21 protein-coding genes and 4 tRNA genes are annotated in these 22,068 nt (G+C 43.4%); 10 read left to right on the forward strand and 15 right to left on the reverse strand.

The window, feature by feature from the left end; translation table 11 throughout:
• Positions 1-146 precede the first annotated feature (146 nt).
• The 8 genes from NI470_RS13435 to NI470_RS13470 form a co-directional block, all read right to left on the reverse strand.
• A complete protein-coding gene (locus tag NI470_RS13435) occupies positions 147-1,136 on the reverse strand; it encodes a diaminopimelate dehydrogenase (RefSeq protein ID WP_004279649.1) in 990 nt (329 codons plus the stop codon).
• A gap of 315 nt (positions 1,137-1,451) precedes the next feature.
• Positions 1,452-1,895: a DUF2726 domain-containing protein gene (locus NI470_RS13440; protein WP_004279650.1), complete on the reverse strand. Its 444-nt coding sequence runs from the start codon at positions 1,893-1,895 to the stop codon at positions 1,452-1,454.
• 61 nt (positions 1,896-1,956) lie between these two features.
• Positions 1,957-2,032: transfer RNA gene (locus NI470_RS13445), tRNA-Asn, on the reverse strand.
• A gap of 6 nt (positions 2,033-2,038) precedes the next feature.
• Positions 2,039-2,114: transfer RNA gene (locus NI470_RS13450), tRNA-Asn, on the reverse strand.
• A 290-nt stretch (positions 2,115-2,404) separates the two neighbouring features.
• A tRNA-Asn gene (locus NI470_RS13455) sits at positions 2,405-2,480 on the reverse strand.
• A 5-nt stretch (positions 2,481-2,485) separates the two neighbouring features.
• Positions 2,486-2,561, reverse strand: a tRNA-Asn gene (locus NI470_RS13460).
• A 148-nt stretch (positions 2,562-2,709) separates the two neighbouring features.
• Entirely contained in the window at positions 2,710-3,336 is a 627-nt protein-coding gene (locus NI470_RS13465; protein WP_004646486.1) for a superoxide dismutase, read from the reverse strand.
• Between the two features lie 153 nt (positions 3,337-3,489).
• Complete coding sequence (locus NI470_RS13470; RefSeq protein WP_253148685.1) at positions 3,490-4,248, reverse strand: Nif3-like dinuclear metal center hexameric protein; 759 nt, start codon at positions 4,246-4,248, stop codon at positions 3,490-3,492.
• 170 nt (positions 4,249-4,418) lie between these two features.
• Here NI470_RS13470 and NI470_RS13475 point away from each other — a divergent pair, with 170 nt between their 5' ends.
• The 9 genes from NI470_RS13475 (at position 4,419) to NI470_RS13515 (ending at position 12,429) form a co-directional block, all read left to right on the forward strand.
• Positions 4,419-5,600 carry a S1C family serine protease gene (locus NI470_RS13475; protein WP_044112775.1) on the forward strand — a complete coding sequence of 394 codons (1,182 nt, stop codon included), beginning with the start codon at positions 4,419-4,421 and terminating at the stop codon, positions 5,598-5,600.
• 137 nt (positions 5,601-5,737) lie between these two features.
• A complete protein-coding gene (locus tag NI470_RS13480; protein WP_004730148.1) occupies positions 5,738-5,995 on the forward strand; it encodes a hypothetical protein in 258 nt (85 codons plus the stop codon).
• Positions 5,996-6,075: 80 nt separating this feature from the next.
• Positions 6,076-6,867, forward strand: coding sequence for a pyrimidine utilization protein D (gene rutD / locus NI470_RS13485; RefSeq protein ID WP_253099178.1), 792 nt, complete (start codon positions 6,076-6,078; stop codon positions 6,865-6,867).
• A gap of 336 nt (positions 6,868-7,203) precedes the next feature.
• Complete coding sequence (rutA, locus tag NI470_RS13490; RefSeq protein ID WP_253099180.1) at positions 7,204-8,310, forward strand: pyrimidine utilization protein A; 1,107 nt, start codon at positions 7,204-7,206, stop codon at positions 8,308-8,310.
• Entirely contained in the window at positions 8,307-9,068 is a 762-nt protein-coding gene (gene rutB / locus NI470_RS13495; protein WP_253099182.1) for a pyrimidine utilization protein B, read from the forward strand. Before rutA ends, rutB begins: the two co-directional genes overlap by 4 nt.
• Positions 9,069-9,101: 33 nt before the next feature.
• On the forward strand, positions 9,102-9,482 hold the full coding sequence (rutC, locus tag NI470_RS13500; RefSeq protein ID WP_253099184.1) for a pyrimidine utilization protein C: 381 nt from the start codon (positions 9,102-9,104) through the stop codon (positions 9,480-9,482).
• Between the two features lie 145 nt (positions 9,483-9,627).
• On the forward strand, positions 9,628-10,143 hold the full coding sequence (gene rutF / locus NI470_RS13505; protein WP_373683632.1) for an NADH-dependent FMN reductase RutF: 516 nt from the start codon (positions 9,628-9,630) through the stop codon (positions 10,141-10,143).
• A gap of 33 nt (positions 10,144-10,176) precedes the next feature.
• On the forward strand, positions 10,177-11,538 hold the full coding sequence (gene rutG, locus NI470_RS13510; protein ID WP_071851883.1) for a pyrimidine utilization transport protein G: 1,362 nt from the start codon (positions 10,177-10,179) through the stop codon (positions 11,536-11,538).
• Between the two features lie 51 nt (positions 11,539-11,589).
• On the forward strand, positions 11,590-12,429 hold the full coding sequence (locus tag NI470_RS13515) for an NAD(P)-dependent oxidoreductase (RefSeq protein ID WP_253099249.1): 840 nt from the start codon (positions 11,590-11,592) through the stop codon (positions 12,427-12,429).
• A 202-nt stretch (positions 12,430-12,631) separates the two neighbouring features.
• On the opposite strand, the gene NI470_RS13520 is transcribed toward NI470_RS13515, so the two are convergent.
• The 3 genes from NI470_RS13520 to lipA all read right to left on the reverse strand — a co-directional run bounded on the left by NI470_RS13520 (position 12,632) and on the right by lipA (position 17,059).
• Positions 12,632-13,018 carry a carboxymuconolactone decarboxylase family protein gene (locus NI470_RS13520; protein ID WP_253148688.1) on the reverse strand — a complete coding sequence of 129 codons (387 nt, stop codon included), beginning with the start codon at positions 13,016-13,018 and terminating at the stop codon, positions 12,632-12,634.
• A gap of 168 nt (positions 13,019-13,186) precedes the next feature.
• Positions 13,187-15,691: an acyl-CoA dehydrogenase gene (locus NI470_RS13525; RefSeq protein WP_253148690.1), complete on the reverse strand. Its 2,505-nt coding sequence runs from the start codon at positions 15,689-15,691 to the stop codon at positions 13,187-13,189.
• A 354-nt stretch (positions 15,692-16,045) separates the two neighbouring features.
• The gene (lipA, locus tag NI470_RS13530; protein ID WP_005246834.1) at positions 16,046-17,059 is read right to left on the reverse strand and encodes a lipoyl synthase; all 1,014 of its coding nucleotides are present in this window, start codon (positions 17,057-17,059) and stop codon (positions 16,046-16,048) included.
• A gap of 213 nt (positions 17,060-17,272) precedes the next feature.
• Between lipA and sthA the strand changes: the two genes are divergently transcribed.
• Positions 17,273-18,688 carry a Si-specific NAD(P)(+) transhydrogenase gene (sthA, locus tag NI470_RS13535; RefSeq protein ID WP_004646501.1) on the forward strand — a complete coding sequence of 472 codons (1,416 nt, stop codon included), beginning with the start codon at positions 17,273-17,275 and terminating at the stop codon, positions 18,686-18,688.
• Between the two features lie 96 nt (positions 18,689-18,784).
• Here sthA and NI470_RS13540 read toward each other — a convergent pair whose 3' ends face one another.
• The 4 genes from NI470_RS13540 to NI470_RS13550 all read right to left on the reverse strand — a co-directional run bounded on the left by NI470_RS13540 (position 18,785) and on the right by NI470_RS13550 (position 21,883).
• Positions 18,785-19,114 carry a four-helix bundle copper-binding protein gene (locus NI470_RS13540; RefSeq protein ID WP_195724927.1) on the reverse strand — a complete coding sequence of 110 codons (330 nt, stop codon included), beginning with the start codon at positions 19,112-19,114 and terminating at the stop codon, positions 18,785-18,787.
• Between the two features lie 283 nt (positions 19,115-19,397).
• Positions 19,398-20,363 carry a TauD/TfdA dioxygenase family protein gene (locus NI470_RS13545; protein WP_004646502.1) on the reverse strand — a complete coding sequence of 322 codons (966 nt, stop codon included), beginning with the start codon at positions 20,361-20,363 and terminating at the stop codon, positions 19,398-19,400.
• Between the two features lie 178 nt (positions 20,364-20,541).
• Positions 20,542-20,676, reverse strand: a complete 135-nt coding sequence (locus NI470_RS15795) for a hypothetical protein (protein ID WP_004646503.1) — start codon at positions 20,674-20,676, stop codon at positions 20,542-20,544.
• Entirely contained in the window at positions 20,669-21,883 is a 1,215-nt protein-coding gene (locus NI470_RS13550) for an MFS transporter (RefSeq protein WP_253148692.1), read from the reverse strand. Before NI470_RS13550 ends, NI470_RS15795 begins: the two co-directional genes overlap by 8 nt.
• Positions 21,884-22,068 lie beyond the last annotated feature (185 nt).

The following is a 22,068-nucleotide window of genomic DNA, read 5'->3' on the forward strand; positions in this document are numbered from 1 at the left end:
ATGTCTGTGTAGTAGATAGTTGCATGGGTTTCTGCAAACGATGATTTGACTGTAGATATTCGATACTTAGTAATTAGGCAAGCCGTATTCTAGAATGGAAAAATATAGCCACCCATCATCCGATCGGTGGCTATATTTAAATCATCTTAAAGCAATTCTTTGCGCAATTGTTCTGAAGATTTAATTGAAAGTAGGGCAGGTGCTACATCTAGGGCTGTTTTGGCACCATATTGCTGAGTTTGATTCAGACGGTAGCAGGCACGGGCATAAGCCACTAGAACACTTGCAGTAAACTCTGGATTGCTATTCAGCTTTAAAGAAAACTCAATCACCTGTTTTTGTGCATCACTGGTATTACCACTACGAATGACAAAACCGCCATGTGGCATATCTTGGTGATCTTTCAGTAAAGTTTCCTCACTGATAAAATTCACAGTCGTATTATAATCTGCAAAATAATCAGGCATGCTGACGATGGTTTGTTCAACTGTTGCTGCATCAGCTCCTTGTTCCAAGACCACATAACAGTCACGATGATGTTTATCTTTGGTGCTTAACTCAGGTCGTGCGCCACTGCGGACTTGTTCAATAGCATCAGTGGATGGAATAGTATATTGCACACCGGCTTTTACACCCGGTACACGGCGGATCGCATCTGAATGGCCTTGACTTAAGCCTTTACCCCAAAAGGTATAAGTTTCGCCATCTGGTAATAGCGCTTCACCAAATAAACGGTTAATCGAGAACATGCCAGGATCCCAGCCAATAGAAATCATGGCTGTTTTTTTGTTAGCAAGGGCGGGTGCATCGACTGCAGCATAGTATTCCGGAATACGTGCATGCGTATCAAAACTATCTACAGTATTGAATTTACTTGCAAAGATAGGGGCCTGTTGTGGCAAGTCATCTTTAGAGCCGCCACAAAGAATCAGTACATCAATTTTATCGCTAAACTCATTTAATAGTGCATCCATGCTATACACTTGAGTTTCTGCAAAGCAAGGAGAGACGCTGCTTGGTGAGCGGCGAGTAAAAATACCGACAAGCTGCATATCAGGATTTTTTTGGATGGCAGTTTCAACACCGCGGCCAAGATTACCGTAACCCGCGATACCAATACGAATAGAATTTTGCATAAATAAACGATCACTGAATAAAAAACAACGCCAAAAATAAGCAAGGTGATGATGGCCGGAAATGGAACAGGCCGATCAGGTCATCTGACTTATATTTTGTTTTCGAAAGGATTATAGAGCGATAATTTAAACTTTATCACCCTAATCCTGCAGAAAGGCAGGTTTAACTGAGAATGCTTGTGATGAGACGCTAAATTGGACGAGGATAGGTTAGTTTTGAAGCATGAAAAGCTGCCGAGAAATTAAAAGCGGAGCAGGAGGCTTTGATTAATCCAATTCAAGCTGCAGCGAGAAATATCGAAATTGCAGCTTAATTTATTTTAAATCCCTTTGCAGTTGTCTGATAGTCGGAATCTGGGTGTATCGAATCACGGTATAGCCTGCTGCAATCAGCATGGCATCGCGTTCAGCATCTTCCTGCTCTTTGCCAATATGGCTCGGATCATCCAGTTCGACAATCGCCACTACATTATATTCACGATCAAGTACCACGAAGTCTGTGACTTTGCGATTAAATTGATTGCGCATTTTCATCTGATCGTGCGTGATCAAAGCGCTAAACGCGACTTGTGCCAGAATGTGATGATGAGGAAAGGCATCTTTCAGACGTGTAAACATCCTGCTTTCAAAAGCAGTAATGACGCGCTTCGGATAGAATTTCTTTTGACGGGTGAAGAGATGTGGGAAGAGCAGGCAAACTAATGCAAAAGTTGCCAGGCAGCCAATCACAAAAAATATAAACTGACTCAAATTAAACACAGATCACAAAAGGGGAGAATAAAAAAACCCACTTCGCAATGAGTGGGTTTCTTCAGAATCTTGGCTCTCCCACCTGGGCTCGAACCAGGGACCTGCGGATTAACAGTCCGTCGCTCTACCGACTGAGCTATGGGAGAATAGATTGGCTCTCCAACCTGGGCTCGAACCAGGGACCTGCGGATTAACAGTCCGTCGCTCTACCGACTGAGCTATTGGAGAATCTGACAGCGATTATAGAGAGATTTGAAAAGGGGTCAAGGCACTTTTAGAAAAAAGCTGAAGAAATTGAATCAAGTGTTTTAAAAATAGTCGAAAAGGTTTGTAGTTTAAACTGTTATGTTTATGTAAACCGGTCCTAACAGCAAAATCGCGATCAGCCTGAATTTTGATAAGTGATCTGGATCATAAGAAATGAGCGGTTGATCGCACATATAAATCAAGATGATCTCAATTTAAAAAATACAGCTATAAAAAAACCCACTTCGCAATGAGTGGGTTTTTTACAATCTTGGCTCTTCCACCTGGGCTCGAACCAGGGACCTGCGGATTAACAGTCCGTCGCTCTACCGACTGAGCTATGGAAGAATAGATGGCTCTCCAACCTGGGCTCGAACCAGGGACCTGCGGATTAACAGTCCGTCGCTCTACCGACTGAGCTATTGGAGAATCTGATCGGCATTTTAGGGATGAATAACCAGGTCGTCAATCAATTAATGTAAAGAAATGAATTGTTTGCTTTATTAATATTCATTTAGTGCCTAAAAATAAACAAATCACCCAAAATGGGTGATTTGTTTAGCAAAGAAATAAAAAATTATTTCTCAACACCTGCAGGCTGACCTGCATATTTAGCATTTGCATAATCCCAGTTTACTAGGCTTTCTAGGAAAGTAGAGATGTACTTAGGACGAGCATTACGGAAATCGATGTAGTAAGCGTGTTCCCAAACGTCAATCGTCAACACTGCAATTTTACCGTGCGCCATTGGCGTATCAGCATTTGAAGTTTTCATGATTGAAAGCTGACCGTTTACTTCGTCAGCCACTAACCAAGCCCAACCTGAACCAAATTGAGTAGTTGCAGCAGCAGCAAATTCTTCAGCAAATTTTTCATAAGAACCGAATGCTTCGTCAATTTTCGCAGCCAAAGTACCAGTTGCTTTACCGCCGCCGTTTTTAGCCATACAGTTCCAGTAGAACGTGTGGTTCCAAACTTGAGCCGCGTTATTGAAAACACCCGCTTTAGAAGCATCACCAGCAGTTGCTGTAATAATTTCTTCTAGAGTTTTGCCTTCAAGCTCAGTACCAGCGATCAGGTTATTCAGGTTAACCACATACGTATTGTGGTGTTTGTCGTGATGGTATTCTAAAGTTTCTTTGCTGATGTGTGGAGCAAGATCTTCGTAGCCATAAGGTAATGCTGGTAAAGTAATGGTTGTCATGTTTTCAATTCCTTGCATTTTGCTGGGTTTTAACAATAAGTGGCTTTATTGTAATAGATAATCGGGCAGAAATGGGCATCGTGTATAAATAACAATACAGAATAAAGCCTGAAAATATATGAATAAAGCCACTGATCATAAACGTCAGTCGAATTAAATCGGATTGTTTAATTCGAAATAATCATACTCAATATTAAACTGTTCTGAAATAGCCTTGGCCAGGCGTTGCACACCGTATTTTTCAGTCGCATGATGGCCACAGGCATAATAATGCACATTCAGTTCCTGAGCTTCATAAAAGTTCCGTTCAGACACTTCGCCCGAAATATAGGCATCACAGTTCTGTAGTGCCGCTTTTTGAATATAATCCTGCGCACCGCCGGTACAGAAACCGACTTTATGGATTTGAGTTTTGTCTGCAGGCAGATGAATCGCATCAAAGCCCAGCTTTTCTGAAACATAATTTTTAAAATCTTCCGGACTCATTGGCTGTTTTAAATAGCCAATATTGCCAATCGGACGTTTTTCACTCGGATCCAGCTGTTCGATATTTTCGAGTTCTAATAAATCCGCAATGGTAGCATTATTTCCCAGAGTTGGATGACTGTCTAAAGGTAGGTGATAGCCAACCAGTGAAATATCATTTTGAATCAGGGTTTTAATGCGTTTACCACGCATTCCCGTAATTGGGTAGGCTTCTCCTTTCCAGAAATAGCCATGATGAACCAGCAATAAATCTGCGCCTTGCTCAATTGCAGCTTCAATGGCACTCTGGGAAGCAGTCACAGCACAGAGGATTTTATTCACCTCGGATTTGCCTTCAATCTGCAAGCCATTCGGTGCATAGTCCTTAAATTCACGTGCTGCCAAAGTTTGGTCACACCATTGAATAATATCGTTCAAATTCGCCATAAAATTCCTGTAAGTTTAAAAACTTGCCCATATTTATCTATAGGTCTAATTGTAACTAAAGCTGCACAAATCTCTGTGGAATTTTTTGTGTTTAGTTATGTATTTCGCATTACAATAGGACACAAATTACTTAGTCATCAACGAATTAAAATATTTTAGAGGATAGCAACGTGCGCCGCACCTTTACATGGTTACCCTGGGTGTTACTGATTTTAGTCATTATCGGTTTTTTGGGGTGGCAACAACTACAAAAACCAAAGGCACCAGTTGCGCCAGATGGTGTCAAAATGCCTGCTGAAAAAGTAGAGCCGTTGATTGATACGTCGCGCTCAGGAGGCGTGGTCTCCTATAGTGCTGCTGTAAAAGTGGCAGCACCCGCTGTCGTGAATATTTTTACTACCCAAAAAGTCAAGCAACAGGCGCATCCTTTACTGACCGATCCGGTATTTCGTGAATTCTTTGGCGATCAGTTGCCTGACCAGTATGGACAAAGCCCGAATGAAAACAGTTTAGGTTCGGGTGTAATTGTACGTCCAGACGGTTATATCCTGACCAATAACCATGTGATTGCGCAGGCCGATCAGATTGTAGTGGCTTTGCAGGATGGACGTCGTGCTGAAGCCAAGGTGGTCGGAACTGATCCGGATACCGATCTGGCCGTGATCAAGATTGAACTGACACAATTGCCAGTTCTGCCATTTAAACTCAGTGGCAATGAAGTCGGTGATGTGGTTCTGGCGATTGGTAATCCTTTTGGTGTTGGGCAAACCGTGACGCAGGGGATTATCTCGGCAACGGGCCGTTCAGACTTGGGTATTAATACCTATGAAGACTTTGTGCAGACTGATGCTGCAATTAACCCGGGTAACTCGGGTGGTGCGCTGATTGATGTCGCCGGTAATTTAATTGGTGTGAATACTGCAATCTTCTCGCAGTCTGGTGGTTCACTGGGGATTGGTTTTGCCATTCCGGCCAAAATCTGTCAGCAGGTGATGAATGCCATTTTGAAAGATGGCCGTGTGGTTCGTGGCTGGTTAGGGATCAGCTTATTACCTGCAGAGCGTGATGATGTCCTGCAACCCAAAGAAAAAGGTGTGACGGTCGCAGAAGTGCTACCGGATGGACCTGCTGCCAAGGCTGGAATCCAGCGTGGCGATAAGATTATGAAAGTAAATGAGGAAGAGATTAGTTCTGCCTCACATCTGATTAATTTTGTGGCCTTGCAAAAGCCAAACAGTACCATTCAGATTGAAATTGAGCGGGCAGGAAGAACCATGATCCTAGAGGTTGTGGTGACTGAACGTAAGGCACAAAACAGTGCTTCACAATATATTCCTCTGCCAGGCCAATAAGTTTGATTAAAAAAAATCCCTCATGATGAGGGATTTTTTTTATACTTTCTTTCAGCATGTTCTGATACAAAAGTGAAATATTAAGCGTTTTATAAATCATTTAGCTTAGTGAAATAACATTAAAAGAGAAAATAAAAATGAATTTTATGACGGCAGATCAGGCCAAAATTTTATCTAATGTTGCTAACCTGAATATTGAAATGTATAAGCCACGTCTGGCGCAACTGATTGAAGATAATGCCCGGCAAGGCAATACAGCGGTACTGACAGTTTTTCCCAAACATCTGCCTTTGGAAGATATCCGTGCCTTGTCTGCCGAGTTAACAGATCTGGGTTATAACGTACGTTTTGAAGTACAAGAATTTTATTACAGCTTTAATGTCTACTGGCTGTAATTTTAACAGTTGTTCAAAAAAGGTCCTGTTTAGGCATATATTTTGCTGCGTTCATCTCATATTTAAACTATGAGAAATTTATGTCTTTATTTATTAATCATGCAGCACAGGCAGATGCACCTTATGTGGTGCTTTCGTCCGGACTGGGCGGACATGCCAGTTTCTGGAATCCTCAAATTAGAGTTTTACAGCAGCATTTTCATGTGGTTACTTATGACCAGGAAGGCTGTCATTCAGATTCTGAACTCTTGCCCACGCCTTATTCGATCGACCATATGGCCGGCCAGATTCTGGATTTATTGATCAATGATGGCATTCGAGAGTTTCATTTTATCGGGCATGCGTTGGGCGGACATATCGGCATGCAACTGGCGACCTATCAGGCTGAAAGAAAGTTTAAGCTGCTCAGTTTGACCATGTTAAATGCTTGGGGAGAGCTGGATGCTCATACTCAGAAGTGTTTCGAAGCCCGGACTTCGTTATTGCTCAATAGCGGGGCAGAGGCATATGTGAGAGCACAGGCTTTATTTCTTTATCCGCCGCAGTGGATTTCAACCCATATTGATCAGTTAACCGAAGCAGAAAATAAGCAGCTCCTTGACTTTCCACCGATCAAAAATGTTCTGGCACGCCTACAAGCCGTGCAGACTTTTAAACTAAACACAGAACATCAACAGGCACTCAAAGATATTCCTATACATCTGCTTGCCAATCAGAATGATTTCCTGGTGCCTTATCAACGGTCACAGCAATTACAGCAATGCTTGCCGCATAGTCAGCTAAGTTTGCTTGCTACAGGTGCACATGCATCTACTGTGACCGAGACAGATCAGGTGAATCAACTGATCCTTTCATTCCTGATTTCCCCTTAGTTTGAAGATTTTTTTAAAGCCAGACCTCGTGTCTGGTTTTTTATTTTTTCTAATCAATCATTTTTGTAGCATCAGCATGGTTTTTACTTCGAATTGATGCATGAACTGCAAATGCAAAAATTGCTACGAGTGCACTTGAATGAAACAATATGTTCAAAATTGACTCATAGGTAAAAATGGTTATTTTACTAAAAATTCAAAAAATAAAATATTAAGTAATTGATAATTATAAATTAAATATAGTTGGCACACGCTTTGCAATGTTTATCTTGTAAATAAAATTCCCGAAGTGGAATCAGAATTTTGAATAAGTGTTAAAAATAATGAGGTGTGAAAATGAAAATAGGTGTCTTCTGTCCAATCGGAAATAATGGCTGGTTACTCTCTGAAAATGCACCGCAGTACATGCCGACTTTTGAGTTAAACAAACAAATCGTACAGCGCGCTGAGCACTATGGTTTCGATTTCGCACTTTCTATGATCAAGCTGCGTGGCTTTGGTGGCAAGACTGAATTTTGGGAACATAACCTGGAAACTTTCACCCTAATGGCAGGTCTTGCTGCTGTCACCAGCAAAATTAAAATTTTCGCAACTGCCGCAACTCTGGTGATGCCACCTGCAATTGTCGCGCGCATGGTATCAACTATTGATTCGATTTCAAATGGTCGTTTTGGTCTAAATGTGGTGACCGGCTGGCAACCACCTGAATATACCCAAATGGGTATGTGGCCAGGTAATGACTATTTTGGTAAACGCTATGAATATCTGTCTGAATATGTACAAATTCTGCGTGAACTTTGGGCGACTGGTAAGTCAGACTTTAAGGGCGAACATTTCCAGATGGAAGACTGTCGTGTCAGCCCTCGCCCGCAAGCAGACATGAAAATCATCTGTGCTGGTCAGTCTGATGCCGGTCTGGAGTTTTCTGCGCAATATGCTGACTACAACTTCGTGTTTGGTAAAGGGCTGAATACACCGACCGCTTATGCAGAAATTAATGATCGCCTAAAAGAAAAAACAGATGTGACGGGTCGTGATGTACAGACTTATGTGCTGTTTATGGTCATCGCGGCAGAAACTGATGAAGAAGCTCAAGTGAAATGGCAACACTATAACGATGGCGCAGATATGGAAGCGATTAACTGGTTGATGAATCAGGGCGGGAAAGACACGACTTCCGGTGCAGATACCAATATCCGTCAAATGGCGTCTAGCGTATCTCCAGTGAATATCAATATGGGAACCTTGGTAGGTTCTTATGAAAATGTGGCACGAATGTTGGATGAAATTGGCGAGATCAAGGGCACTGAAGGTGTGTTGCTGACCTTTGATGATTTCGTTCAGGGTGTAGAAGATTTCGGTCAGAAAATCCAGCCATTGATGAAATGCCGTGAGCATATTGTGATTGAGGGTGAAGCACCTGTACTGGAGAAAAGCGCATGAGTGAATTAGTGGTAAGGGCCGGTTTTACTGAAAAACTCGGTACCGGAAAATCGCTTAAAGCTGAGCCTGAAGCAATCTGCCTTGCACCTGAACAGACTGCCCTGATTGTGATCGACATGCAGAATGCCTATACCTCGCAGGGTGGCTATCTGGATCTGGCTGGTTTTGATATCTCAAAAACCAAACCCGTGGTCGAAAATATAAAAAAAGCAGTCGATGCTGCGCATGCGGCCAGTATTCAGGTGATTTATTTCAAAAATGGCTGGGATGCAGAATATAAGGAAGCGGGTGGTAAGGACTCTCCAAATTTCCATAAATCCAATGCCTTAAAGACCATGCGTAAACGTCCTGAATTACAGGGGCAATTATTAGCAAAAGGTGGTTGGGATTTTGAGCTGATTGATGAGTTAAAACCACTGCCACAAGACCTGGTGATCGAAAAGCCACGTTATAGCGGTTTCTTTAATACCGCGCTGGACAGCATGTTGCGTGTAAGAGGAATTCGCAATCTGGTCTTTGTGGGGATTGCCACCAACGTGTGTGTGGAGTCGACACTACGTGATGGCTTCTTCTTAGAATATTTTGGTATCGCACTTGCTGATGCCTGCCATCAGGCCGGTCCAGTCGAAGCGCATGAAGCCAGTCTGTATAACATCAAGACTTTCTTTGGCTGGGTATCAGATACCAAAAATTTTGTAGAGACCTTTCAAAAAGAAAGTGAGTCACTAAAAGAAACTAAATTAGCTGTAAGCGCATAAAGAATTAAAGAACAGAATTAAGGAAAAAATAGTATGCCTAAAGAAATCATTATTCCAGCAGGAACATCGAAACCATTAGCACCGTATGTACCGGCAACCAAGGCAGACAATATCGTGTATGTATCCGGTACATTAGCTTTTGATGAAAATAATAATGTGGTGGATGTCGGTGATGCCGCAGCACAGACCCGTCATATTCTGGAAACTATCAAGCGTGTGATTGAGGAAGCAGGCGGCAGTATGGATGACGTGACCTTTAACCATGTCTTTGTCAAAGACTGGGCAGATTATGCTGCGATTAATGCAGTTTATGCAGAGTATTTCCCGGGAGATAAGCCGGCACGGTATTGCGTACAGACAGGTTTGGTCAAACCTGATGCGCTGGTCGAAATTGCTTCGATTGCCCATGTATAAGTCGATCTACCTGATTCAATCTCATTACTAGATGCCCCAGGTCTGAAACTGAATATTGACTTGGGGGCGGGAGAACAGCATGAATGCCAAACTATCTAAAATCATCACAGAAACAGTTGCAGAAAATAACGCATTAAATAAGGTTTTGGCGACTAACGCATCAGATGACATCTTTACCCAAGTTGATCAGCAGATTTTCCGTCAAGGCATGTCCAATCTCGGGGCTGCAGTCAATGTCATTACCACGCAAGGTGAGGCAGGACAGGCAGGATTTACTGCCTCAGCCGTATGTAGCGTGACGGATACACCACCAACGTTGCTGGTGTGTCTGAACCGTTCTGCTTCAGTTTATGAAACCTTTAAAAAGAATCAGGTGTTGTGTGTGAATACCTTGGCATCACATCAACAACATCTTTCCAATCTGTTTGGTGGAAAAACACCAATGGCAGAGCGTTTCAGTCAGGGGAACTGGAAAACTTTGGTGACCCAGTCACCTGTACTTGAGGATGCCTTAGTCAGTTTTGACTGCGAGGTGGTCCAATGTTTATCCGTAGGCAGTCATGACGTGCTGTTCTGTGAGGTGAAAGCGATGTGCCAGAGTCAAGGCAATGCGCTGATGTACTTCAACCGTTCTTACTGTGAGCCACACAAAATGTGCTAATTCAATTCAATCCTAATCAAGGAGGGGAAGCCGATGCAAGAAAAAGAAACGTGGTTTCCAAAATTTAAGCCTTACCAAGGCAATCTCGATACCACACCCGTGCAAACAGATGAATATCTGCCTGCTGGAAAAAGTATTATTCTCGGGTTGCAGCATGTGTTTGCCATGTTTGGCGCAACCGTGCTGGCACCCTTATTAATGGGGTTTGATCCTAATCTCACGATTTTCATTACTGGGATTGGGACCATTTTATTTTTCCTGATCACGGGCGGTCGATTGCCTAGTTATCTGGGATCCAGCTTTGCCTTTATTGGTGCGGTCGTCGCAGTGACGGGGTATTCCGGAGTTGGTGCGAATCCTAATATCGGACTGGCGCTTGGCGGTACCATTGCTTGTGGTATTGTCTATGCCTTGATTGGTCTGCTGGTCATGAAAACCGGTACCAACTGGATTGAAAAACTGATGCCGCCAGTAGTGACAGGCGTGATTGTGATGATCATTGGTTTGAACCTGGCGCCAGTCGCAATTAAGAGTGTTTCAGCGAACCAGTTTGATTCGTGGATGGCTTTAATCACGATTATCTGTATCAGTGTGATTGCTGTGTTTACCCGCGGGATGGTACGCCGTCTATTATTGTTATTGGGCTTATTATCTTCCTACCTGATTTATTTCCTTTTCACCAATGTGATGGGCTTCGGACCTGCGATTGATTTTACCAAGGTCAGTGAAGCCGCATGGTTTGGTTTGCCAAATTTCCAGAGTCCGGTCTTTGAAATAAATGCCATGCTAATGATTGCACCAGTGGCAATTATCTTGGTTGCAGAAAATCTGGGACACTTTAAGGCAGTCTCTGCGATGACCGGTAAAAACCTGTCACCGTATATGGGACGCGGTTTCTTTGCTGATGGGGTGTGTACTTCATTGTCAGCTTCTGTCGGTGGTACAGGCATGACCACTTATGCCGAAAATATCGGTGTAATGGCAGTCACCAGAGTTTATGCAACCACTGTATTTGTCTTTGCTGGTATCTTCGCAATTTTACTCGGACTTTCGCCTAAATTTGGCGCAGTGATCAGTACCATTCCAGTGGCTTTATTGGGTGGTGCATCGATTGTCGTATTTGGTCTGATTACGGTGGCTGGTGCGAAAATTTGGGTAGATAACCGTGTTGATTTCACCAAGAACAGTACGCTGATTATTGGTGCAGTCTGTCTGATCATGGGTACAGGGAACTATAGCTTGCAGATCGGTGGTTTTGATCTGGGTGGTATTGGTACCGCAACCTTAGCCGCAATTCTATTGAATCTATTCCTGAACCGTGGTGAAGATAAAGAATTACCAGCATCTGAACCAGCTGAAACTGTAACCGAAGTTGAGGCTAAGCCAGTCGTTTAAAATGAGGAGCATTTTTTGAGTCATACAATTGCATTTTTAGGACTCGGGGCAATGGGCTGGCATATGGCCTCCCATTTGCCAAAACTCGGACATCAGGTGTGGGTCTGGAACCGTACTGAACAGAAAGCTGTAGCGCATGCCGAAACTTTTGTAACGCAGGCAGTTGGTATTGAGCAGGCGGTTCAGGCAGATTTTATCTTTTCCTGTTTACCGACCAGTCAGGATGTAGAAGCATTAATTGCAGCTCATCCACCCAAACAAGGTGCAATCTGGATTGACTGTACCAGTGGTGTACCGGAATCAGCACAGAAACTGGCGAAGCTCTTGGAGCAACAAAGCAGTTTTTATCTGGATGCACCGGTTTCTGGCCAAACCGTTGGCGCAGAAAAAGGCACTTTAACTATGATGGTCGGAGGCAATGAACAAGCCTTTGAACAAGTCAAGCCGATCATTGATGCCTTTGCAGGTTTGATTGAATATGTGGGAGAAAGCGGTTCTGGTTTTGCGGTAAAAGCCGTGAATAATACCTTAATGGCGACTCACTTATGGGCATTGGCTGAAGGGCTGACTGTGCTGAAAGGGCAGGGAGTTGATTTAAGCAGTGCGTTGAACTGTATTAATCATTCCAGTGGTAAAAGCAGCATGTCAGAAAATATCATGGCACAGCGGGTTTTAAGCCGTGAGTTTCATAAAACCTTTGCGCTGGATTTATTGCAGAAAGATATTGGTATTGCTTTGGAACTAGTGCAACAGCAGCAATTGGATTTATCAGTGATGTCATTGGTGCAACAACAGTTCCAGCAGATTGCCAAGCCACAGGCCAGCCAGTTGGATTTCTCCGCTGCGGTGCAAGGCTTAGAACAACGTACACAGATTGAATTAAGGGGTTAGAGTCTTTCTTATAAATTGCTATTCATAGAAAAACCATTATTTTGAATTAAATCCATAACGACAGATTTTATTATCAAAAATATGAAAAGCCGAGAATTTAATAACTCTCGGCTTTCTTATTGATTATTAATTTAAATAGCTTAAGCTAATGTTAAACCTTCCTAGGCTTCAGAAATTTACAGTCTATATTCATCTTTTAATTCTACTGATTCGTTTCATATTCCTGAATGACTTCAAGCGCGGCACGAAAGGCTTCCTGGGTTGCCGGTGCACCGCAGTAAGGCAGGCTATGCAACAACACTTCCTGAATTTCCTCAACCGTTGCGCCGTTATTTAGGGCACCTCGCACATGACCTTTTAGTTCAGTGGGACTTTTTTGCGCGGTTAGGAAGGCAATGGTAATTAAAGAACGATACTTACGCGGTAATACACCTTCACGTTGCCAGGTCGAACCCCAGGCATGTTCATTAATCCAGTCCTGTAGAGGCTGGGTAAAAGGCACAGTATTTTCCTGAGCACGCTGCACAAAGCTTTCGCCCATTACTTCGGTACGGACTTTCAAGCCATTTTCATAATCTTGTTGTGACATGCTTTATCCTCAGTTTTATTATTGCTTTAGCTTAACGCTTTTAAGCTAAAATACTATCGTGCCATAATCGTAAAAAAGGGCTGAAAAGCCACTTGTAAAGCTTCCAGAGTAAAGTAATAAAATGACTTCACTCTGGAATTTTTATGACACCTTAAATTCAAGTTTTATTTAAGGTGATACTGAATGTGAAGGATCAGTTTGCACTGAAGTATCTGTTCCTTTGACATCTTCCTTGATGAGATACGGATTCTCAAGCTCTAATACCTCATTCAAATGCAGATCAAAGACATCGGTCAACATGCTGTCATAACGGCGCGCATTATAGTGCAGCAATTTTTCTGCTTCCTGATCATTAATAAAGCCTTGTAGCTGTGCATCGGCTACATGCTCAGCAAAACTGAGTCCTTTAAATTGTCCTTTATTTTCAGCTTTTTTAAAGCGATCCCAGAGTTTTTCAATCTCGAGTAGCAGATTGAAAGTAGATTCCATACGGCCAGTGACATCATTTTCATTAATATTATAGTAGACATGTTTTTTGAGTGACTGCCGGAAAGCATTATTTTCCATCATGCTGTTTGCTACCTGTTGTTTCAGCTGGTCTGATGGTTTCTGTACCGGACGGCCAAATGGGAAACATAGCAGTTTGACCATGCCTGCTGCTGCACCTGATGGAAAGTTAGCAAACAGGTCAAAAAATGCTTCTTGCGCTGTATACAGAGACTTTTCTACCGCAAGCTGTGCATGTAAACGCTCATCTTCAGTCTTTTTGCTATGCTCAAAATATTTCAGAATTGAGGAAGCAATAAACAGATGTGCATGAATATCGGCCAGACGACCCGAAAGCATTTCCTTACGTTTGATATCCCCTGCGAGTAAACCTAGGCACATATCCGCAGTTAAAGCAAAGTTGGCACTCAGCCGATTAATGATCTTATAATAAGGCTGGGTGAAATCAACCGCACTTTGCGGCGCAGCACTTGAGCCACCTGTAAAGGCATAGGCAAAGGAGCGAGCAGTCCGGTTAAAGGTGTAACCCAAATGCTTAAACAGCAAGTTATCAAAAGGATTTAGAGCCGCTGCCGAGTCTTCTGCCTGTAAGAGCTGTAATTCTTCATATAGATAAGGATGGCAGCGCATTGAACCCTGTCCAAAAATCATCAAGGAACGACTGAGAATATTGGCGCCTTCGACGGTAATGGAGACTGGAATTGCCTGATAGTAAGGTGCCAGAAAGTTACGCGGCCCCATCTGAATGGCACGACCACCGACCACATCCATGCCGTGATTGACCACTTTACGCATGCCTTCAGTTGCATAGTATTTGGCAATCGCCGTCATTACGGCAGGCTTGCCACCCTGATTCAGACCACAGGTGACCAGATAACGGAAGGCTTCCAGCATATAGGTGTCACTGGCGATTTCACTATTGGCTTCCTGAACACCCTCAAACTTACCAACTGAAATCTTGAATTGCTGACGAATACGAGAGAAAGCACCCACATTTAAATAAGTCATTTCTGAAGTAGAAGTAGACAGCGCTGGTAGGGAAATGCCACGACCGACTGCCAAACATTCCATCAGCATGCGCCATCCTTTACCGGCATTTTTTACGCCACCAATAATCCAGTCCAGTGGAATAAAGACATCTTTACCTTCCACTGTTCCATTCATGAATGGCGGTCCCGGGTTATGTCGTGGTCCCACTATTACGCCTTCATGACTGGCAGGAAGCAGGGCACAGGTAATGCCATATTCAGTCTGTTCACCCAAAAGATGATCCGGATCATACATTTTAAAGGCCAGACCCACCACTGTCGCAATTGGTGCCAAAGTAATCCAGCGTTTGGAAAAATTCATTCTCAGACCGAGTACTTCCTGACCTTCAAACTGGCCATAGCAGACTACACCGGTATCAGGAATCGCACCAGCATCGGAACCGGCCTCCGGACTGGTCAAACCGAAACAGGGAATTTCTTCGCCTCGCGCCAGACCCGGCAGATAACGGTCTTTCTGTTCTTCGGTACCATAATGCAGTAACAGCTCGCCTGGTCCGAGTGAGTTCGGTACCATACAACTCACGGCTGTGGTCAGAGATCGCGAAGCAATCTTGCTCATCACCCGACTTTGGGCAAAGGAGCTAAAGGCACGACCGCCGTATTCTTTGGGAATAATCAGGCCCAAGAAACCATGTTCCTTAATATATTGCCAGACATGATCAGGCAGCGCTTTTTGCTCATGAATTTCCCATTCATCCAGCATGCTGCACAAGGTTTCAACTTCATTGTCCAGAAAGGCCTGTTCTTCTAGCGACAGCTTTGGATAAGGATAACTGTTAAAGGTTTCCCAATTCGGTGCACCCATAAACAGCTCTTTTTCCCACCAGCTAGTTCCGGAATCCAGCGCTTCACGTTCTGTCGGGCTGATACTCGGCATGGCATTGGCCAGTGCTTTATAGGCCGGTTTAGAAATGAACGACATACGTAAAGGGTGGATCATCACCACAAGGCTAATCAGGATCAGCGGAATGCCGAGAATAAGTGACCATGGGCTAATAAAGGCACAGACTACTGACATGACAATTAGTGCAATTGCACCCGCGCTACGGGAGAGCTGAAAATAGAAAACCGCCCATAAACTAAGTAATAGCAGTAGTACAGCAAATATAAATAGCATTGTTATAGTTCTCCAGATTTATACAACGCTGCCTGTGCCGAGATCTCATAGAATTTTTGTCACAGTTCATTCATTTTTTTTGTCGCTTGAGGATCGGACAGGTTCAGCATTGCACGTGTGAGAATGATCGTTTTCAAGTCTTGCAACGATATTTTTAAATCTTTCATCTATTTTTGAGATTGTTTGAAAAATGCTCAGTCTTCAAGTGAGAACGCGCAAAGAAATGTGAAGATAAGTAATGACTTAATCTTATCTAAAATAAAAAATGGCGTTTAACGCTGAGTAAAATTTCAATTATGGATATTAAAAAGCCCTCTACTTGAGAGGGCTTTTATTTCATTTATTTAAACAGGATTAAGCTTCAATGGCCTGAACTGCAATTTTTTTGGCAGGGTCAACTTTACGGCGCACTGCTGGAACTGGTTCGCCGTAGTATTGGCGGTCGGCAAAGTAGCTTGAACGAACCATTGGTGCTGCCCAGATATTGCGGAAGCCCAGTTTTTGGCCATGTTCGGTATAACGCTCGAATTCTTCAGGTGTTACAAAGCGGTCAATCGCTGCATGTTCTTTTGAAGGCTGCAAATACTGACCAATCGTCACATAATCTACGCCATGCGCATGCAGATCATCAAGCAGGGCCAGCACTTCTTCTTCAGTTTCACCAATACCGACCATCAGACCACATTTAGTTGGTACGTCCGGGCAGTATTCTTTAAACATTTTCAGCAGGTTTAAAGAGTGCTGATAGTCAGAACCTGGACGCATGGCTTTATATAAACGCGGTACAGTTTCGATATTGTGGTTAAACACATCTGGCGGACATTCAGTCATGATACGCAGCGCGATATCCATACGGCCACGGAAGTCCGGCACCAGAATTTCGAGTAAGGTATTTGGGCTTAGAGCACGTGCTTCTTTAATACAATCGACAAAATGCTGTGCACCGCCATCCAGTAAATCATCACGGTCTACCGAAGTGATTACCGCATATTTCAAACCCAGGTTGGCAATAGTTTCTGCCATATGACGCGGTTCATCTGCATCGAGTGCATTTGGACGGCCATGAGCCACATCACAGAACGGACAACGACGGGTACAGATATCGCCCATAATCATGAAAGTCGCAGTACCGCCACCAAAACATTCAGGCAGGTTTGGACAGGCGGCTTCTTCGCACACCGTATGTAATTTTTGCTGACGTAGTGTGGTTTTAATACGTTGAACTTCTTCAGGTGCCGCCATTTTCACCCGGATCCAGTCCGGCTTACGTGGCGTTTCAACCGTAGGAACAACTTTTACAGGAATGCGGGCAACTTTTTCCGCACCGCGAAGTTTGACGCCCTGTTCAGGTTTACGGTTTTCAGACATATTCAACTTTTCCACTGTTTTTGAAGGGAGAGATACTCAAAGATAGCGCAGTTATTATAACGGACTTCGTTCTAAATAGGGCAAAAAGGGGTATTCATTTAAAAAATGTTCTTATCAAGCAATATATGTGAGTTAAATACACCAAATCAACAGGATTTACGTCATAATAAGAGTGTAGATTAAAGTGAATTTTTTAATTTTGAGGAGCGTTGAATGCCACGTAAAAAAGAGGTCGTTAGTGGGACTTTCGTTAAATATGATGCGGTAGTTCTAGGTTCGGGCCCTGCGGGCGAAGGCGCGGCAATGAAACTTGCCAAATCTGGTAAGCGTGTTGCAATCGTTGAGATGCGTGAACAGCTGGGTGGTAACTGTACCCATGTCGGTACGATTCCAAGTAAAGCATTGCGTCAAACAGTATCCAGTATTATCCGTTATCAACGTGATCCACTGTTTCAAAAAGTTGGGGACTGGAAGCAGTTCACCATGAAGCAAGTGTTGCGTCATGCACATAAAGTTATTCAACAACAAGTAGATACACATTCACGTTTCTACGACCGCAATAAAATTGATATTTATCATGGTCGTGCCTACATTCAGGATCAAAATACCATTTTTGTATTTAACCCAGATGGCATTAAAGAAACGCTGATGTTCAAGCAACTGGTCATTGCCAGCGGCTCGCGTCCATATCGTCCAGACATTCTTGATTTTAATCATCCACGTGTATTTGATTCAGACAAAATTCTGGATCTGGACTATTCCATCCAGAAAATCATCATTTATGGCGCAGGTGTAATCGGTTGTGAATATGCCTCGATCTTTATTGGTTTGGGACATAAAGTTGACCTGATCAACACCCAACACAAACTTTTAAGCTATCTGGATGATGAAATCTCTGATGCGCTGTCTTATCACTTGCGTGAACAGGGTGTGCTGATTCGTCATAATGAACAGATCGACTTTTTAGAAACATTTGACGACCATGTGGTGATGCACACGCAAAGCGGCAAGAAAATTAAAGCCGACGCGATTTTGTGGTGTAATGGCCGTTCAGGCAATACCGATGGTCTAGGCCTTGAAAATGTCGGCCTGAAACCGAACAGCCGTGGTCAATTGACTGTGAATGATCAATATCAGACTGAAGTAGAAAATATCTACGCTGCCGGTGATGTAATCGGTTGGCCTTCACTAGCCTCTGCTGCCTATGACCAAGGTCGTTGCGCGGGTGCCAATATGAGCGGCGAGAAAGACGTTGCGCCGGTGACTGATATTCCAACCGGGATTTACACCATTCCTGAGATTTCTTCGATTGGTAAGACTGAACAGCAGCTGACTGAAGAAAAGATTCCGTATGAAGTCGGTCAGGCATCATTCCGTCATTTGGCACGTGCACAGATTACCGGAGATACTATGGGCGAATTAAAGATTCTGTTCCATCGTGAAACACTGGAAGTTTTGGGTGTACATTGCTTCGGTAATAATGCCTCTGAAATTATCCATATTGGTCAGGCAGTCATGAACAGCCCGAACAATACCATCAAGTACTTCGTAGAAACCACGTTTAACTATCCGACTATGGCTGAAGCGTATCGTGTAGCCACACTGAATGGTATGAACCGTTTATTCTAAGTGAGATATTTGACTTAGACAGAAAAACCGCAAGTCTTCACTTGCGGTTTTTTTATTGGAAGTGATTAAGTCAGTCAAGTTGATCAAATCGAATTTTTAAGCCGCCATTTTTCGGCATTCTTCAGCACAGCGGCGGCATGCTTCGGCACATTGCTGACAATGTTCATGTTGGTGCTTGCCACATTCTTCTGCACAGTAGTCACATGCTTTGGCGCAAAGTTCACATATCTCATGCATGAATGGAGACTGCTTTTGTTCCATACGGGCACACAGCTGACAGATATCTGCACAATCCAGACAGCGCTGGATACATTCCCGCATCATGTCTAAATCTTCTTCTTTAAGACAGGCACTGGCACAGTTAGCGCATGCCAGGGAACAGTTCATACAGGTTTGAACACAATCTGAAAATTGAAGCTGATTCATTGTCGTTTCCTCTTTCCATAGGTTTATTGCTGATTTTCTAATACGCTAAGCAGAAAAAGGAAAATACACTAGGCAGATTAGGTGAGGAAAAGTAAACAGGCACTTTGTTTTGTTAAAGGATTTACTTCCATATTTATATTCAGAACCAAGGATGTTGATTGTTTGAAAAAATAAAAAACCATTGAGGCGGTCAAAGTCTCAATGGTGGAAGATCGACATGATGAATCGTAATTTTTGAAGGGTTAAACTAGCTCTACCTTTCTCGTTATTCTCGTTTTTATTATTAAAACGGACGGCTACCCGCCAGACTGATGCGTTTCAATAAACGGCGCTGATCTGCCGGGAATGGACGGCGTGAGTGTAAGGTCACCTGATTATCCCAGAACACGATATCGCCAATTTCCCAGTGATGTTCATAAGCGAATTCAGGTTTCGAAATATGCTCACGTAATTTGGCGATCAGTTGACTGCCAGCCTGATCATCATAATTGACCAGCTCGACTTCGGTATGGGTGTTTAGCCAAAGCGCTTTACGGCCGGATTCAGGATGAGTGCGCACCAGTGGATGTGGATAAGCATGGCTTAAAATCGGTTGATCTTTAAAACGATACAATGGGCTTGAACCATAACCTTGATCATCAGTCTGATCTCTGGTTTTTTGACGGCGCACGAAAGGGTTGTAAGTAATCAGTTGTAGCTGATCGATCTCTACCTTGGTTGCTTCATCGAGTGCATCATAGGCTTTAATGGTGTTGATCCAGCTGGTCTGTCCGCCGTCCTGAGGCAGTTCAATTGCATACAGAAGGGAGCCAAAAGAGGGTAATGGTGTCCATTGATGATCGGCATGTGGAGTTAGTTCACCATGCCCAGTGTAATCTCCCTGACCGACGGCATTGGACACCGGCACGACATCGGGTGGAATGCCGCTATCCGACTGCGCAGCCAGTACCGGTGTATCTGCACCTGGGCGGAAAATGGAACCGAAATAAGTTGAAAACGCCAAGTATTGTAAATCATCCAGACTTTGCTGCTTAAAGATCAAAATCAGATGCTCGGCCAGCGCCTGTTTTAACTTTAAAATGGTTTTGGATGATTGGACTTTACGGGCATCCAAGCCATAGACCACTGCACCTAAGGCCTGACCGGTTTGCGGTACAATCTTGATTTCATCCGGATGTTGAAATTGATCTTGCTGATGCCAGCGTGGAGCATCATGAATCGCTTGTGAAAGTTGGGTTAAGCTGGTCATTATCAAGTCTCAGAATTTTCTTATTGATCAAAATCTAAGAAAATTCCAGACTGAAATAAAATCAAAAGAAATGATAAGTTTATGAATAATCTGTTATTTTTACTATTCAGTTGATTTTGAAACATTTAACTTATTGTGCGATGGATTGCGCATTTTCTGCTGAGGATATTTCGACAGTTTAGTGTGCGCAGAAAGCCTGATTAAAATATTCAAACAGCTGAGGGGTTTGTAACCACAGGCCAATCGACAAAGCCAGTAAAAGCAGGATTGCCACCACAATCGAAAGTTTGAGTTTCAGTAGAGAATCAGTCATGGACGATTTGCTCCTCATTGACCCAGAAATGCACCAGTACGCCAAAAATGCTGAGGACAATTGATAGCATCCACACCGCATTATAATTGCCGCTCAAATCATGGTTGACTCCACCGAGCCAGCCACCGAAAAACGAGCCAACCTGATGAGTAAAGAACACAATGCCACTGAGCATGGTCAGATATTTCACCCCGAACATATTCGCTACAATGCCATTGGTCAGCGGAACGGTCGATAACCAGAGTAACCCCATAATGACACCAAAGCTATAGACTGTCCATGTGCTGAGAGGCAGCATGAGAAAGGCAATAATCGCAATTCCACGCAAGGCATATAATCCCATTAGCAGATGCGGTTTGGAATATTTTCCACCGAGCCAGCCGGCGGTATAGGTGCCTAGCACATTAAACAGACCCACTAAGGCTAAGAAAATCGTACCGGTTGTGGCATTAAAGCCATGATCAATCAGATAGCCCGGCAGGTGGATGCCAATAAAAACGACCTGAAAACCACAAACAAAAAAGCCCATGGCTAGAAACCAGAACGGTTTATGATTTTTCACTACCACCAGAATCTGTTTAAAATTGAGTGAGACTTTATTGGGGGTAGCGGCCGCGTTGGGATGAACATACATCGGTGCTTTCAGCATCCAGGCCAATGGCACAATCAGTGCAATTAAAATGGCACTGACCACCAGCGCCGCTGACCAGCCAACATTCTGTAATAGCAGCAGGGTTGAAGGCAGCATGATAAACTGACCAAAAGACCCGGCCGCACTGGCAATTCCCATTGCCAAACTGCGCTTTTCTGGTGGGGCGGCACGCCCGACCGCAGACAATAAGACCGGAAATGAGGTGGCAGACAGGGCGAGACCCAGAATCAGACCCACACTTAGATTAAGCAATAATCCGGTCGAGCTAACTGCCATCAAGAGTAGACCAATTGCATATAAGGCTCCGCCTACAGCTACCACAATCTTGCTGCCATATTTATCAGCAAATGCCCCGGTAATCGGTTGAACTGCACCCCAGATCAGGTTTTGCATGGCAATGGCCAGACTAAAAACATTATGACCCCAGCCAAACTCTTCGCTCATCGGTACCAGATACAGACCAAAGGCATGACGTACACCCAGTGACAGTGCCAAAATGATGGCGGAGCCAATCAGCATAAAAATAAGAGCTTTGGAAAATTGACTGTCAGCCATACGTCATTCATGCCTATAAAGTTGATATGTATAGTATTCGATTCAAGCAATAGAGGCGATTAAATAAATATTGATCAAAAGATAAATTTTTTTTATTAGGGTCTGTTGACATTTACTGTTCATAATTAACCCTATAAAGGTAGCCATAAAAATATACAGGCTAAAGCAACAGAACTTTGATAATT

This window comes from Acinetobacter lwoffii, assembly GCF_024129115.1.
Taxonomy (GTDB): Bacteria; Pseudomonadota; Gammaproteobacteria; order Pseudomonadales; family Moraxellaceae; genus Acinetobacter; species Acinetobacter lwoffii_T.

What these genes read in the sequence shown, in the direction of transcription:
- NI470_RS13545 (WP_004646502.1), bottom strand. Translation starts at nt 20,363, where the DNA reads ATGACCAGCTTAACCCAACTTTCACAAGCGATTCATGATGCTCCACGC.
- NI470_RS13435 (WP_004279649.1), bottom strand. Translation starts at nt 1,136, where the DNA reads ATGCAAAATTCTATTCGTATTGGTATCGCGGGTTACGGTAATCTTGGC.
- NI470_RS13550 (WP_253148692.1), bottom strand. Translation starts at nt 21,883, where the DNA reads ATGGCTGACAGTCAATTTTCCAAAGCTCTTATTTTTATGCTGATTGGC.
- rutC (WP_253099184.1), top strand. Translation starts at nt 9,102, where the DNA reads ATGCCTAAAGAAATCATTATTCCAGCAGGAACATCGAAACCATTAGCA.
- rutA (WP_253099180.1), top strand. Translation starts at nt 7,204, where the DNA reads ATGAAAATAGGTGTCTTCTGTCCAATCGGAAATAATGGCTGGTTACTC.
- NI470_RS13515 (WP_253099249.1), top strand. Translation starts at nt 11,590, where the DNA reads ATGGGCTGGCATATGGCCTCCCATTTGCCAAAACTCGGACATCAGGTG.
- rutG (WP_071851883.1), top strand. Translation starts at nt 10,177, where the DNA reads ATGCAAGAAAAAGAAACGTGGTTTCCAAAATTTAAGCCTTACCAAGGC.
- NI470_RS13465 (WP_004646486.1), bottom strand. Translation starts at nt 3,336, where the DNA reads ATGACAACCATTACTTTACCAGCATTACCTTATGGCTACGAAGATCTT.
- lipA (WP_005246834.1), bottom strand. Translation starts at nt 17,059, where the DNA reads ATGTCTGAAAACCGTAAACCTGAACAGGGCGTCAAACTTCGCGGTGCG.
- NI470_RS13470 (WP_253148685.1), bottom strand. Translation starts at nt 4,248, where the DNA reads ATGGCGAATTTGAACGATATTATTCAATGGTGTGACCAAACTTTGGCA.
- NI470_RS13520 (WP_253148688.1), bottom strand. Translation starts at nt 13,018, where the DNA reads ATGTCACAACAAGATTATGAAAATGGCTTGAAAGTCCGTACCGAAGTA.
- NI470_RS13540 (WP_195724927.1), bottom strand. Translation starts at nt 19,114, where the DNA reads ATGAATCAGCTTCAATTTTCAGATTGTGTTCAAACCTGTATGAACTGT.
- rutB (WP_253099182.1), top strand. Translation starts at nt 8,307, where the DNA reads ATGAGTGAATTAGTGGTAAGGGCCGGTTTTACTGAAAAACTCGGTACC.
- NI470_RS15795 (WP_004646503.1), bottom strand. Translation starts at nt 20,676, where the DNA reads ATGACTGATTCTCTACTGAAACTCAAACTTTCGATTGTGGTGGCAATC.
- NI470_RS13525 (WP_253148690.1), bottom strand. Translation starts at nt 15,691, where the DNA reads ATGCTATTTATATTTGCTGTACTACTGCTATTACTTAGTTTATGGGCG.
- rutD (WP_253099178.1), top strand. Translation starts at nt 6,076, where the DNA reads ATGTCTTTATTTATTAATCATGCAGCACAGGCAGATGCACCTTATGTG.
- sthA (WP_004646501.1), top strand. Translation starts at nt 17,273, where the DNA reads ATGCCACGTAAAAAAGAGGTCGTTAGTGGGACTTTCGTTAAATATGAT.
- NI470_RS13480 (WP_004730148.1), top strand. Translation starts at nt 5,738, where the DNA reads ATGAATTTTATGACGGCAGATCAGGCCAAAATTTTATCTAATGTTGCT.